The organism is Pseudorhodoferax sp. Leaf274, assembly GCF_001422445.1.
In the GTDB taxonomy this organism is placed as follows: domain Bacteria; phylum Pseudomonadota; class Gammaproteobacteria; order Burkholderiales; family Burkholderiaceae_C; genus Pseudorhodoferax.
This window is the reverse complement of record NZ_LMNA01000030.1, coordinates 236,283-249,374: the sequence shown is the minus strand read 5'-3', so window position 1 is coordinate 249,374 and position 13,092 is coordinate 236,283. Positions and strand designations below refer to the sequence as shown.

General features: G+C 74.3%; 11 protein-coding genes. 3 read left to right on the top strand and 8 right to left on the bottom strand.

All coding sequences use genetic code 11. The features are described 5' to 3' along the window. Positions 1-97 precede the first annotated feature (97 nt). Both crtD and ASF44_RS27965 read left to right on the top strand, forming a co-directional pair. Positions 98-1,711, top strand: coding sequence for a 1-hydroxycarotenoid 3,4-desaturase CrtD (gene crtD, locus ASF44_RS27970; protein ID WP_056902544.1), 1,614 nt, complete (start codon positions 98-100; stop codon positions 1,709-1,711). Next, on the top strand, positions 1,669-2,616 hold the full coding sequence (locus tag ASF44_RS27965; protein WP_056902543.1) for a hypothetical protein: 948 nt from the start codon (positions 1,669-1,671) through the stop codon (positions 2,614-2,616). The genes crtD and ASF44_RS27965 overlap by 43 nt, the downstream gene beginning before the upstream one ends. A gap of 4 nt (positions 2,617-2,620) precedes the next feature. Here ASF44_RS27965 and ASF44_RS27960 read toward each other — a convergent pair whose 3' ends face one another. From ASF44_RS27960 to ASF44_RS27945, 5 genes are all read right to left on the bottom strand, one after another. Beyond that, on the bottom strand, positions 2,621-3,667 hold the full coding sequence (locus ASF44_RS27960) for an NAD(P)H-binding protein (protein ID WP_156374738.1): 1,047 nt from the start codon (positions 3,665-3,667) through the stop codon (positions 2,621-2,623). Next, positions 3,664-3,792, bottom strand: a complete 129-nt coding sequence (locus tag ASF44_RS33135) for a hypothetical protein (RefSeq protein ID WP_255358234.1) — start codon at positions 3,790-3,792, stop codon at positions 3,664-3,666. The genes ASF44_RS27960 and ASF44_RS33135 overlap by 4 nt, the downstream gene beginning before the upstream one ends. Before the next feature lie 9 nt (positions 3,793-3,801). Beyond that, the gene (hemA, locus tag ASF44_RS27955) at positions 3,802-5,103 is read right to left on the bottom strand and encodes a glutamyl-tRNA reductase (protein WP_056902542.1); all 1,302 of its coding nucleotides are present in this window, start codon (positions 5,101-5,103) and stop codon (positions 3,802-3,804) included. Between the two features lie 73 nt (positions 5,104-5,176). Continuing rightward, on the bottom strand, positions 5,177-6,253 hold the full coding sequence (locus ASF44_RS27950) for a phytoene/squalene synthase family protein (protein WP_056902541.1): 1,077 nt from the start codon (positions 6,251-6,253) through the stop codon (positions 5,177-5,179). Then, complete coding sequence (locus ASF44_RS27945; protein ID WP_235579377.1) at positions 6,225-7,790, bottom strand: phytoene desaturase; 1,566 nt, start codon at positions 7,788-7,790, stop codon at positions 6,225-6,227. The genes ASF44_RS27950 and ASF44_RS27945 overlap by 29 nt, the downstream gene beginning before the upstream one ends. A gap of 48 nt (positions 7,791-7,838) precedes the next feature. Here ASF44_RS27945 and bchO point away from each other — a divergent pair, with 48 nt between their 5' ends. Further along, positions 7,839-8,702 (top strand): alpha/beta fold hydrolase BchO, encoded by an 864-nt coding sequence (bchO, locus tag ASF44_RS27940; RefSeq protein WP_056902540.1) that lies wholly within the window; start codon positions 7,839-7,841, stop codon positions 8,700-8,702. Between the two features lie 25 nt (positions 8,703-8,727). On the opposite strand, the gene ASF44_RS27935 is transcribed toward bchO, so the two are convergent. From ASF44_RS27935 to ASF44_RS27925, 3 genes are all read right to left on the bottom strand, one after another. After that, positions 8,728-10,500: a magnesium chelatase subunit D gene (locus tag ASF44_RS27935; protein WP_200930671.1), complete on the bottom strand. Its 1,773-nt coding sequence runs from the start codon at positions 10,498-10,500 to the stop codon at positions 8,728-8,730. A 192-nt stretch (positions 10,501-10,692) separates the two neighbouring features. Further along, entirely contained in the window at positions 10,693-11,691 is a 999-nt protein-coding gene (gene bchI, locus ASF44_RS27930) for a magnesium chelatase ATPase subunit I (RefSeq protein WP_056902538.1), read from the bottom strand. Next, entirely contained in the window at positions 11,691-12,995 is a 1,305-nt protein-coding gene (locus tag ASF44_RS27925; RefSeq protein ID WP_235579376.1) for a DUF3422 family protein, read from the bottom strand. Before ASF44_RS27925 ends, bchI begins: the two co-directional genes overlap by 1 nt. Between the last annotated feature and the right edge of the window lie 97 nt (positions 12,996-13,092).

The window sequence follows — 13,092 nt, the reverse complement described above, 5'->3', positions numbered from 1 at the left end:
TGCGGCATGAAGAGGCCAGGCTGGGCCCCACCTCTAGTCATCTTTGCAATACATTTGAGACTGTCACGCAGATTAGACACATCCACCCGTGCCGTCAATGCAGATCCGCCCCGACCGCCTGCCGCCCACCGCCCAGCGCACACCGCGCGTGCTGGTGGTGGGCGCCGGTGTGGGCGGGCTCAGTGCCGCGGCGCTGCTGGCCCATGCCGGGCTGGATGTCACCGTGCTGGAGCAGGCCGATGGTCCCGGCGGCAAGGCCTGCACCCGGCAGGTCGGCCCGCACCGGCTGGATGCCGGGCCGACGGTGCTGACCATGCGCTGGGTGTTCGAGCAGCTGTTCGACACGCTGGGCCTGTCGTTCGCACGGCAACTGCAGCTGCAGCCTTGCGCCGTGCTGGCGCGCCATGCCTGGGGGCCGGAGGCCGCCGACCGGCTCGATCTGCTGGCCGACCTGCAGGCCAGCGTGGACGCCATCGGCACCTTCAGCAGTGCGGCCGAGGCCCGGCGCTACCGCGCCTTCTGCCAGCAGGCGCAGGCGGTCTACCAGACGCTGGAATCGTCCTTCATCACCGCCAGCCGGCCCGACAACCCGCTGAGCCTGATGGCGCGCCTGCTGCGCAAGGGACTGCCGGGTGCGCGCGGGCTGGCCAACATCCAGCCGTTCCAAAGCCTGTGGCAGGCGCTGGGCCGGCACTTCCACGACCCGCGGCTGCGCCAGCTGTTCGGCCGCTACGCGACCTATTGCGGCTCGTCGCCGTTCAGCGCGCCGGCCACGCTGATGCTGGTGGCCCATGTCGAGCGCGATGCGGTCTGGCAGGTCAAAGGCGGCATGCACCGGCTGGCGCTGGCGCTGGCCGGTGCGGCCGAGCGCCAGGGCGCCCTGCTCCGCCATGGCAGCGCGGTGCGCGAGATCACCCTCGCGCGCGGACGCGCCAGCGGCGTGGTGCTGGCCAGTGGCGAGACGCTGCAGGCCGACGCCGTGCTGTTCAACGGCGATGCCGATGCGATGGCCCAGGGGCTGCTCGGCACCGCGGTGCAGCGCGGCCTGGGCCTGCGGGCCCTGGCACCGGCGCAGCGTTCCCTGTCGGCGTTGACCTGGCACCAGGTGGCCACGCCCGAGGGCTTCGCGCTGTCGCACCACAACGTGTTCTTCTGCGACCCGGCGCGGGACGGCTACCGCCGCGAATTCGACGCGCTGGCAGAGGGCCGCCTGCCGCCCTCGCCCACCGTCTACCTGTGCGCGCAGGACCGCAGCGCGGCGCTGCGGCCCGCAGCCAAGGCTGGGCCCGAGCGGCTGATGCTGCTCGTCAACGCGCCCGCGCACGACCCCACCCGACCGCCCACGGAAGAGGAGTTGCAACGATGCGAACAGCAGACCCAACAGCAGCTGGCCCGCATGGGCCTGGTGCTGCGCCCTGGCCCGTGGCCGGCGCAGCGCACGACGCCGGCGCAGTTCGCAGCGGCATACCCGGGCTCGGCCGGTGCGCTGTACGGGCAGGCGAGCCACGGCTGGCAGGCGAGCTTCCAGCGCCCGCAGCAGCGCAGCGCGGTGCCGGGCCTGTACCTGGCCGGTGGCAGCGCCCACCCCGGGCCGGGCGTGCCGATGGCCTCGCTGTCGGGCCAGCTGGCAGCGCGGCTGATCCAGGCGGACCTGGCTTCGACCTTCCGGTGGCACCCGGTGGCTATGCCTGGTGGTACCTCGACGCGCTGAGCACGCCGCAGCCCGACGGCAGCGCCTGGGCGTTGACGCTGATCGCCTTCATCGGCAGCGTGTTCTCGCCCTACTACGCCTGGCAGCGCCGCCGCGGCGGCGACGACCAGGCGCTGGCCGAGGAGCACGTGGCCGTCAACGTCTCGCTGTACCGCCGCGCACCGGGCAGCGCGCGCTACGCCAAGTGGTGGACCATGACCGAGCGCGGCCACCGCGACCTGCACCGCGACCGGCAGAGCCTGGCCATCGGCCCGAGCCGCCTGCAGTGGGAGGGCGGCGACCGGCTGCGGATCGACCTGGACGAATGGGCCGCGCCCTGGCCGCAGCGCGTGCGTGGCAGCCTGGTGGTGCAACTGCAGGCGCACCCGGCCCGCCAGTTCGCACTCGACCCGGGCGGACTGCACCACTGGCAGCCCATCGGCCCCGTGGCACGCATCGACGTGGCGCTGGACGCACCCGCTGCCCGCTGGCAGGGCGAGGCCTACCTGGACAGCAACTGGGGCCAGCGCCCGCTGGCGCGCGACTTCAGCCGGTGGCACTGGTCGCGCCAACGCCTGCCGGGCGATGCCAGCCGGGTGCTGTATGCGCTGGAGCCGCGCACGGGCGGCCCGCAGGCGCTGGACCTGCAGATCGCGGCCGACGGCGCCATCGCCGTGCGCGACGCGCCGCCGGCCTGCCCGCTGCCCGCCAGTGGCTGGGGCCTGCACCGTCAGACGCGCGCGCTGCCCGCCGCCGCGCCCACCGTGGCCGCCACGCTGGAATCCGGGCCCTTCTACTGCCGCAGCCTGCTGGCCGATGCGCAGGGCGGCGCGCCCTGGATGCACGAAAGCCTGGACCTGGGCCGCTTCGACCGGCCGCTGGTGCACGCCATGCTGCCGTTCCGCATGCCGCGGCGCAGCCGCTGATCGCTCAAAACACCGCGTGCTCGCCACGCGCGTGCACGCGCTCGCCGCGCAACAGCGCCGCATAGTGCGCCAGCAGCGTCTCGCGCCCGGTCGAGGGCGTGGCCTCGGCGTCGTAACGGGCGCGCTGCGCATCCCACACCAGCATCGATTCGCTGGCGTAGTAGCGGCCGATGCGTGCCAGCTCGGCCTTGGCCGCCAGGGCCGGCGCCAGCCGCGCGGCCACCGACAGGCCGCCGACGATGGTGTCCAGCAGGCCCAGCGGCACGCTGCGAAAACGCGGCGGCTGGCCGAGCAGCGCGAACAGCGCCTCGCCCTGCTCGCGCGGCGTGATGGCCGCGCCCGGACCGCCGATGGGCAGCACGCGGTTCCAGCGCGCCGGATCGTGCAGGCAGCCGGCCAGGTAGTCGGCCAGGTCGGCGTCGCCGATGGGCTTGCAGGCGGTCAGCTGGCCGTCGCCGAACAGCAGGTAGGGTTTGCCGCGCCGCACGCGCTCGACCTGGCCCGACAGCGACTTGAAGAAGGCGGTCGGCCGCACGATGGCGTAGCGCAGGCCCGAGGCCATCAGCTCTTGCTCGAACGCCAGCTTGGCCTGCTGGAACGCGAGCCGCGGCTTCTGCACGCAGATGGCCGACAGCAGCACGAACTGCGGCACGCCGGCGCGCAGCGCGGCCTGCAGCACCTGGCTGTGCGCGCGGTGGTCCACCGCCCAGGCATCGGCCGGCACGCCGCTGCGCGAGGCCATGCACGAGAGCACCGCATCGAAGCGTTCACCTGGCGCAAACACCTGTTGCGCCAGCCAGCTGGCATCGGCCACGTCGCCGAAGCGCAGCATGGCGCCGGGCAAGAGGCGCGCGGCCTGCCGGATGTCGGCACGCGGGCGCAGTGCGCACACCACCGCATGGCCTTGCGCGCGCAGCGCGGCGGCGGTCGCGCGGCCGATGCTGCCGCTGGCGCCGAGCAGCAGCACGCGCTTCGGCGGCCCTCCACGCCATGGAGACGCTTCGGCCTGGCCTGTGCCGCCGGCGCCCACGGGCGGCCGGGCGGCGTTCATGGCGGCGGCTCCTGCTCGCGCTGCCGCTTTTTCCATCGGCGCCAGTCCCACCACTGCCAGAACGCCCAGCCGAACACCAGGCCGAAGAACAGCAGCAGCTCGATCAGACCGATGTGCTCGCGCATGGCGCGGGGTCAGTGGCGCGCGTCCGGGGCTTCGTGCAGGAAACAGCGCCGCGCCGCCGCCGCCCAGTCGCTGTGCTCGGCACCGCGGCTGGCGTTCAGGCCGGCCAGCGTGCCGTGCAACAGCTTGGCGCTGAGGCTGCCGGCCAGTTGCTCCAGCACCTGCTCCACGCCCTCGCCGCGGGCCAGCGCGCGCCGGGCGCGGTCCAGCTCGACCTGGCGCCAGTGGTCGCTGCGCTGGCGCAGCTCCAGGATCAGCGGCACGCTGCAGCGTTGCTCCAGCCACCGGCTGAAGCGGTGCACGCCGGCATCGACCAGTGCCTCGGCCTGCTGCACAGCCGCCTGGCGGCGCTCGCCACCCTGCTGCACGCGTTGGGCCAGGTCGTCCACGGTGTAGAGGAACACATCCTCCAGCTTGCCGACATCGGCCTCGATGTCGCGCGGCACCGCGAGGTCGATCATCAGCATGGGCTCGCGCTTGCGGGCGGCCAGCGCACGCTGCACGGCGCCCAGGCCGATCAGCGGCAGACTGCTGGCGGTGCAGCTGATGACGATGTCGAACTCGGCCAGCCGCCGGTCCAGCCCGACCAGCGGCAGCAGCTGCGCACCGAGCCGGCTGGCCAGGGCCTCGCCGCGTTCGGCGCTGCGGTTGGCCACCGCCATCAGGCGCGGCGAGCGCGCCGCGAAATGCGTGGCGACCAGTTCGATCATTTCGCCCGCGCCAATAAACAGCACGCGCCGCTCCGACAGGTCGCCGTACAGCTGTTGCGCGATGCGCAGCGCCGCCGCCGCCATGCTCACGGCATGGGCGCCGATCTCGGTGCTGGTGCGCACCGCCTTGGCCACCGAGAAGCTGCGCTGGAAGAGCTGCTGCAGCGTCGGCCCGAGCACGCCCACGTCGTCCGCCTCGCGCACAGCCTGCTTGAGCTGGCCCAGGATCTGCGGCTCGCCGAGCACCATCGAGTCCAGCCCCGACGCCACGCGGAACGCATGCCGCGCCACGTCTTCGCCCTGCAGCAGGTAGCTGTGGTCGCGCAAGGCCTGCGGGCTGCTGCCGCCCTGCTCGGCCAGCCAGTGGATGACGGGTTGCAACAGCTCGGTCGAAGGCTGCGCGTCGGGCGCCAGGCCCAGGTACAGCTCGGTGCGGTTGCAGGTCGACAGGATGGTGAGCCCGCTGGCCGGCGACTGCACGGCCGCCAGGTGGCCGCGCAGGGCCTGCAGGCTGGGCGCCAGGCGCTCCACGGGAAAGGCGAAGCGCCCGCGCAGGTCCAGCGGTGCGCTGGCATGGTTCAGCCCGAGGGCCATGAGGCTCATGGGGACCTCCTTCGGCCTGCGGCCTGTCTCTCCGAGGGGGAGCGCGCTGGCTTGGGGCGGGCCGGGGCGGCGCTCATCGCATCTCTCCTCTCGCCAGCACGCCGGCTGGCGCGCGGTGCGGTTGGCGCTCGTCGCGGGCCAGCCGCGTGAACAGGTCGACGACGAACTCGGCCGAGCCCTGGCGGCGCGGATGCGGCGCGGTGGCCACGGCATCGAGCAGCGGCTGGTTGGCCGACAGCGCCGGCGCGGCCAGCGCCGCTTGCGACGGCCACAGGCTGGCGGCGGCGCGCACCAGCAGGCCGGCCTTGCGCCAGCCGGGCACGCGGGCGCGGCGGCGCACGCCGTCGCCACCCACGCGGCGCACCTCGTGGCCGATGCCGGCATACAGCAGCCGCGCGGCGTTGATGCCGGGCCGGCAGTCCAGCGGCAGGCTGCCCACGCCCGCGGCGGCACGCGCATACAGGCGGTCGGCCTCGGCCAAAAGGCGCAGCACCACGGCATCGACGCGCGCGTCCGGCACGGGGCAGGCCAGCCATGCGTCGGGATCGACACCCGCCTCACGCAGCCAGGCACGCGGCAGGTAGAGGCGGCCGTTGCGCGCGTCCTCGCCCACGTCGCGCGCGATGTTGGACAGCTGCATGGCCACGCCCAGGTCGCAGGCACGGGCCAGCGCGGCGGGGCTGCGCGTCTCCATCAGCAGGCCCATCATGGCACCCACGGCACCGGCCACGCGCGCGGCGTAGCCATGCAGCTGCTCCAGCGTCTCGTACGTGCGCCCTTCCACGTCCCATGCAAGGCCCTCGACCAGGAAGTCGGGCAGCGCCCGGGGCACGGCGTAGGCCACCACCACCGCGGCCAGTGCGCGGTCGCTGGGCACGGTCAGGGGCTGGCCGGCGTAGACGCGGTCGAGCCGCTCGCGCAGCCGCGCGATGGCCTCGCCGCGGCCGCCCTGCTCGTCCACGGCATCGTCGGCCAGGCGGCAGAAGCCATAGAGCACGGTGGCCGGCTCGCGCACGCGCTGCGGCAGCAGCAGCGACGCGGCGTGGAAGGTCTTGCTGTTGTGCTGCAGGCTGGCGCGGCAGGCGGCGACATCGGCCGCCCAGTGGCGGGCCAGATGCGGCTCAAGCCGCACGGTGGGCGCGACGGACATGCGGCATCTCCAGGGGGGCGGCGCGCGGACCGCGCAGGGTGTCGGCATGCGGGACCACGCGGTCCAGCACCTTGGCGGAGGTCAGCACCCCCGGCAGGCCTGCGCCCGGGTGGGTGCCGGCACCCACCAGGTACAGGCCGCGCAGCTCTTCGCTGCGGTTGTGCGGGCGGAACCACGCGCTTTGCTGCAGCACGGGCTCGAACGAGAAGGCCGCGCCCTTGACGGACAGCAGCCGGTCCTGGAAGTCCTGCGGCGTGAGCAGGCGCGAGCTGGCGATCTGGCTCTCCAGCCCCGGCAGCACGGTGGCCGAGAGGCGCGCGGCGATGGCCTGCCGGTAGGGCTCGGCGCGCTGCTGCCAGTCCACGCCGCTGTCCAGGTGCGGCACCGGGGCCAGCACGTAGAAGGTGTCGCAGCCGGGCGGCGCCAGGCTGGTGTCGGTGGCGGTGGGCCGGTGCAGGTAGAGGCTGAAGTCGTCGGCCAGGTGCTGGCGCACGAAGATGTCGTCCAGCAAACCCTTGTAGCGCGGGCCCAGCACGATGCTGTGGTGCGCCACGTCAGGGTACTGGCGGCGCGTGCCGAAGTACCAGACGAACAGGCTCATCGAGTAGCGCGCGCGGCGCAGCTTGCGGTCGGTCCAGCGCCTGCGGGCCACGTTCGGCATCAGCTTGCCGTAGGTCCAGGCGGCGTCGGCGTTGGAGACGACCACGGCGGCATCGATGCGCTCGCCGCCGGCCAGCCGCACGCCGGTGGCGGCGCCGTCTTCGGACAGGATCTCCTCGACCGTGGCGTTGCAGACCACGCGGCCGCCCTGCCCCTCGACCAGCCCGACCAGGCCCTGCACGAGCCGGCCGGTGCCGCCCATGGCGAAGTGCACGCCGAAGCGCCGCTCCAGGTGCGCGATGAGGCAATACACCGATGTCGTCTGGAACGGGTTGCCGCCCACCAGCAGCGACTGGAAGGTCAGCAGCACGCGCAGCTTTTCGTTCTGCACGTGCTGGCAGGCCAGGCCGTGCACCGTGCGGTAGCCCTGCAGCTTGAGCAGCTGCGGCAGCGCGGCGGCCATGTCGGCGAAGCGGTCGAAGGGCTGGTCGCCCAGCTGCTCGAAGCCGACCGCGTAGATCGCCTTGCTGGCCGCGAGGAAGCGCTCGTAGCCGGCCACGTCGTCCGGCGCGATGCGGGCCACCTCGGCGCGCATGGCCTCGGCGTCGCCGCTGTAGTCGAACACCGTGCCGTCGTCGAAGCGCACGCGGTAGAACGGACTAACCGGCCGCAGCTCCACGTCGTCGCCCAGCCGCTTGCCGCAGAGCTGCCAGAGCTCGTCGAACAGGAAGGGCGCGGTGATGACGGTGGGGCCGGCGTCGAACACGAAGCCGTCCTGCCGGTGGACGTAGGCGCGCCCGCCCGGGGCGTCCAGCCGTTCGAGCACCGTCACCCGGTAGCCGCGGGCCCCCAGGCGCACGGCGGCGGCCAGGCCACCGAAGCCGCTGCCGATGACCACCGCGTGGGGACGGGCGTCGCTGGGACGCGCATGTGTCAACATATCGGCAATAGTAGTAGTGTCATGTTTAGTTGACAATAGACCGGCATGCTCCTGGACCCTGCCCCACTGGAAGAAACACGACCGACCGCCGGCGGCCTGCGCTGGCACGTGTGGCGCTCCGCCGGGCCGCAGGGCGACCGGCCGCTGCTGCTGTTGCTGCACGGCACGGGCTCGTCCGGCCGCTCGTGGGCCGGCAGCGCGGCGCGGCTGGCCGGGCGTTTCAGCCTGCTGGTGCCCGACCTGCCGGGCCACGGCGGCAGTGGCGCCTTTGCCGACGGCGTGGCCAGCCTGCCGCGCATGGCCCAGGCGCTGGCCGCCCTGCTGCGCGCGCAGGCGGCGGCGCCGGTGGCCGTGGTCGGCCACTCGGCCGGTGCGGCGCTGATGCTGCAGCTTTGGCTCGACGGCGCGCTGCCGGCCGCGCGCGGGCTGTTGTCGCTCAACGGCGCGCTGCAGCCGCTGCCGGGCCTGGCCGGCGCCGTGTTCCCGCCGCTGGCGCGTGCCATGGCGGCCTTGCCGGTCGTGCCCTGGCTGGCGTCGCAGGCGGCGTCACGGCCGCGCTCGCTGCAGCACCTGGTGGCCTCGACCGGCTCGCGGCTCGGCGCGCCGGAGGTGGCGCACTACCGCGACCTGCTGCAGCAGCCGCGCCATGTGGCTGGCGCGCTGCAGATGATGGCCAGCTGGCAGGTCGGCCCGCTGGTGCCGGCCCTGCGCCACCGCATGGCGCATCAACCCATGGCGCTGCTGCTGGCTGCGGCCAGCGCGGACACCACGGTGGCGCCCGCACAGTCCCGGCGCGCGGCGCAGCAGCTGCCCGGCGCGCGGTTCAGGCTGCTGCCCGGGCTGGGCCACCTGGCGCATGAGGAGTCGCCGCGGGTGGTGGAGGACTTGCTGGCGGAACTGGGGCTTTGACGGCCCGCGCCGCTCACAAAGCCGGTCACAACGCCGCGCCGATCGCCCGGTGCAGCAACTCCGCCCGCCCCTGCGGCAAGGCCAGGTAGCGCGCGCCCATCTGCCGGGCCAGCGCGGCCGATTCGGGCTGCGGGCGCACCGAGGTGTCGATCAGCAGGCTGGCGATGCCGGCACCCGCCAGCCGCCGCGCCATCTGCTGCGCGTCGGCCATGGCACCCGGCCGGCCACCGCGGCCCTGGCGGTCGACATTGGCCCGGCCATCGGTCAGGAACACCAGCTGCGCCCGCGCGCCCTCGCGCGCCTGCAGGCCGGCCGCCAACTGCCAGCCGGCCTCGATGCCGGCCGCCAGCGGCGTGCCGCCACCGCCGGGCAGTTCCGTCAGCGCGCGCTTGGCGCGCACCAGCGAACGGGTGGGCGGCAGCAGCAGCTCGGCAGCCGTGCCGCGGAACGCGATCAGCGCCACGCGGTCGCGGCGCACGTAGCAGTCGGCCAGCAGCAGCTCGACCGCGCCCTTGGCCTCGGCCAGGCGGTGCAGCGCCTGGGAGCCCGACGCATCGACCACGAAGACCGTGGTCGTCTCGGCGGGCCGGCGATGGCGCCGGCAGTGGAAGTCGTCACGGCGCACCAGCCAGCGCGCCCGGGTGGGCGGCAGCGCCAGCTGCGCGCGTTCCTGGCGGCGCAGTGCCTGCCACGGCAGGGCCGCACGCAGCGTGGCCAGCAGGTCCAGCCGCTGCGCGCCGCGGGGTGCGCCACGGCGCGGCGGCATCGGCCGGCCGCTGCTGGCGCTGCGCGTGGCCACGCCCTGGCGGCCGGCGGCCGTGCCGCGCTGGGGCGCAAGACCCGCCGCGAGCAGCGCCAGCAGGTCCGGGGGAATCGCCGACTGGGCCGCGGCGATCAGGCGGTCGGGCAGCGGCTGCGCGTGCTCCTCGCGCGGCGGCGGGGCTGGCGCGGCGCTGTGCGCAGGCGCGGCTTCGGACGGTGGCGCGGCGGGCGCATCGGCGCTGGCGGGGGGCTGCGCGGCGGGGTCAACAGGCGGGTCGGCTGCGGGAGGTTCGGCAGCGGGCGGCGCTGTTGTGGCTTGTTCCGCAGGCGGCAGCGCGCGCGCGCGCGGGGCCAGCACCAGCCGTGCGGCCAGTTCGGCATCGTCCTGCATGACCTCGGCATGGCCGCGCCAAGCCGCCACGGCACAGGCCGCGCGCCAGGCCTGCCAGGGCGCGCGCAGGCCCACGATGCCCAGCGCCTGCGCACAGGCGCACAGCGCCTCGGCCCCCTCGGCGTCGAAGGGCAGCGCGCGCAGGTGGTGCAGCGCCTTGGCCAGCGCGCTGGGCGGCGGCGCTGCAGGCCAATCGGCGGAGCTGGCCAGGGGGGAGTCCACCACCAGCGCCAGCCGTTCGCCCAGGCAGGTGGCGACGCGCTCGTCCGGCGTGGCGCCCTCGTCCAGCGCCAGCACGCTGAACCCGCCGCCATCGAGCGCCTGCGCCAGCCGGCCGGCCAGCGCGGTCGGCACGCGCTCGGCCATGGGCAGCACCAGCACCCCGCCGCGCACCTCGGCCAGCAGGCCGGCCTGCGCCACCGGCCGGCCGGCGGCCACGCTCAAGCCCAGGTCCAGGCCTCCGAGCAGCCGCGCATCGTCGATCTGCAGCGGACAGCGCCGCCAGGGCGTGCCCGGCGCGCGCAGGGACTGCCATTGCGCCACCAGCGCATCGCGCGCCGGGCCGGGGCCACCGCGCAGCACGACGCCACCCAGGCCCGCCGGGTCGAGCGCCAGCAGGCAGGCGGCCCAGGCGCTTGCAGACATGTCAGTCATCCATGGCGCTGGCGCGCCACCGTTGGAGCAAGCAATCCGCCCGTACGGCGTTGCGCGAACGGCTGCGGAGCAAGCCATGCCGGCGGACGCCGCGGAACTGGCTCTGCCAGGCCGCTGGCGGCGCCACTGGAGGGGTACGGGATGTCTACGTGACGTGAGCCATCCAGACGGGGTGGATTCATCTCAGTTCCAGAGCTCGCCCACGGCGCGCGCGATGCGCTCGGCCGATCCGGTGTCGTCCAGCGGGTTGCGGCGCAGGCGGTGGCGCAGCGCGGGCGCCGCGACCTCGCGCAGGTGCGACAGCTGCACCCCATCGTCGCCGTGCAACGCGGCCAGCGCGCGCGCCGCGCGCACCATCGTCAGCTCGCCGCGCAGACCGTCGCTGCCCAGGTGCTGGCACAGCTCGGCGCAGCGCAGCAGCATCGTGTCATCCACCACGACATCCGGCAGCCGCTCGCGCGCCCGGCCGAGCTGCTTGCGCACCTTGGCATCGGCCTTGGCCCACTGCGCGTGGAAGGCCTCGGGGTCGCGCTCGTAGGCATCGCGCCGCTTGACCACCTCCACGCGCTGCAGCAGGTCGGTGGGCGTGCGCACCTCGACCGACAGGCCGAAGCGGTCCAGCAGCTGCGGGCGCAGTTCGCCCTCTTCCGGGTTGCCGCTGCCGATCAGCACGAAGCGCGCCGGGTGCCGCACCGACAGGCCCTCGCGCTCGACCACGTTCTCGCCCGAGGCGGCCACGTCGATCAGCAGGTCGACCAGGTGGTCCTCCAGCAGGTTGACCTCGTCGATGTACAGGAAGCCGCGGTGCGCGCGTGCCAGCAGGCCGGGCTCGAACACCTTCTGGCCGCTGGACAGGGCGCGCTCCAGGTCGAGCGCGCCGACGATGCGGTCCTCGCTCGCGCCCAGCGGCAGGTCGACCACCGGCACGGGCAGCAGCGTGGACTTCGCGCCCGGCGCGCAGTGGCCGCAGCGATGCGCCGGATCGCAGTGGTAGGCGCAGCCCTCGACCGCGCGCATCGGCGGCAGCAGCGCCGCCAGCGCGCGCACGGCGGTGCTCTTGCCGGTGCCACGGTCGCCCAGCACCAGCACGCCGCCGATGGCCGGCTCGACCGCGGCGACCAGCACCGCGAGCTTCATCTCGTCCTGGCCGACGATGGCGGAGAAGGGGAAAGGCAGGGGCATCAGTCGGGTCCAGGCTCTTCGGCATGCCGGCGCGCGCGCCGCACCGCCAACAGGGCGAACAGCGCCAGCACGGGCACGCTGGCGCCCACGAACAGCGGGGTGTTGAGCGGCAGGCCCATCGCCTCGCCGCCCTTGACCACATAGCCGACGACACCGGCCAGGTAGTAGACGATGGCGGCGACCGACAGGCCTTCGACGGTCTGCTGCAGCCGCAGCTGCTGGCGGGCGCGGCGGTCCATGCTGGCCAGCAGCGCGTGGTTCTGCTGCTCGCGGGCGATGTCCACGCGCGTGCTCAGCAGATGGCTGGCCTGCGACACCCGCTCCGAAAGGTCGTGCAGCCGTTGGGACACGGTGGCGGCCGTGGCCACGGCGGGCGTGAAGCGCCGGGACATGAATTCGCCGATGGTCTGCAGGCCGGCCAGGCGCTGCTCGCGCAGCTCGTCGATGCGCGTGCGCACCAGCTCGGCGTAGGCACGGCAGGCGCCGAAGCGGAACTGGCTGGCCGACAGGCCGCTCTCGACCTCGGCCGCCAGGCGCGTGAGCGGCTGCAGCAAAGCCTCGTCGCTGCGGCTGTCGCTGCCGGCGCGGGCGATGTCGTCGGTCAGGCCGGCCAGCGACTTCTCGATCGCCTGGATGCGCGGCGCCAGCCGGCGCGCCACCGGAAACGCCAGCAAGGCCATCATGCGGTAGCTCTCGATCTCGAACAGCCGCTGCAGCATGCGTCCGGCCAGCAGCGGGTCCATGCCGCGGTCGGCCAACAGGAAGCGGCCGAACCCGTCGGCATGCAGGCGGAAGTCGGAGCAGGCCAGCGCGACGCCGTCGCCGAGTGCCGAGCCGATCACGGCGTGGCCTGCGAACGCGGCCTGCTGCAGCGCGGGCAGGTCGAATTCCTCCTCGGCGTGCAGGATCTCGGCGTGGCAGGCCTGCACGGTGAACCCGGGCACGTCGGCCAGCCAACCATCAGGCAACAGGGCCACGGCGGTCTGGGAAAAGGGGGGTGCGGCGCGGCCGGCCACCAGCAGGGTGTAGGCAGAGAACTCGCCATGCCGCTCCCAGGTCAGGCGCAGGTGGCCCAGGCTGCCGCTCCACTGCTGGTCGCCCTCGGCCGGCTGCGCGATCTGGTAGTGCCGGCACAGCTTGCGCAGGTGCGCCAGTTCCTGGGCGCGCTCGTCAGCGTCGACCAGCACCGCCACGTGGCTGGCCCGCGCAGGCGCCGTCAGCGGCTCGGACGGCCGCGCATGCACTTCCGCCGCCAACGTCGCGCGCTCGGCCAGGTCGGGCGGCAGCAGGCGTGGCAGGCTCACCGGGCTCCTTCGCCAGCGGCTGCGGAGCGAGCCGTGAGCGGCGGCCGGGCGAGGCGCATGGAAGTACCTGCAGCTTCGCTTGCGGTGCGAGCTGGCC

Excerpts from the sequence above, each read along its gene's own strand:
- ASF44_RS33135 (WP_255358234.1), bottom strand. The coding sequence starts at position 3,792 with ATGCGCGAGCACATCGGTCTGATCGAGCTGCTGCTGTTCTTCGGCCTG.
- ASF44_RS27960 (WP_156374738.1), bottom strand. The coding sequence starts at position 3,667 with ATGAACGCCGCCCGGCCGCCCGTGGGCGCCGGCGGCACAGGCCAGGCC.
- ASF44_RS27950 (WP_056902541.1), bottom strand. The coding sequence starts at position 6,253 with ATGTCCGTCGCGCCCACCGTGCGGCTTGAGCCGCATCTGGCCCGCCAC.
- ASF44_RS27935 (WP_200930671.1), bottom strand. The coding sequence starts at position 10,500 with ATGTCTGCAAGCGCCTGGGCCGCCTGCCTGCTGGCGCTCGACCCGGCG.
- hemA (WP_056902542.1), bottom strand. The coding sequence starts at position 5,103 with ATGAGCCTCATGGCCCTCGGGCTGAACCATGCCAGCGCACCGCTGGAC.
- bchI (WP_056902538.1), bottom strand. The coding sequence starts at position 11,691 with ATGCCCCTGCCTTTCCCCTTCTCCGCCATCGTCGGCCAGGACGAGATG.
- crtD (WP_056902544.1), top strand. The coding sequence starts at position 98 with ATGCAGATCCGCCCCGACCGCCTGCCGCCCACCGCCCAGCGCACACCG.
- bchO (WP_056902540.1), top strand. The coding sequence starts at position 7,839 with ATGCTCCTGGACCCTGCCCCACTGGAAGAAACACGACCGACCGCCGGC.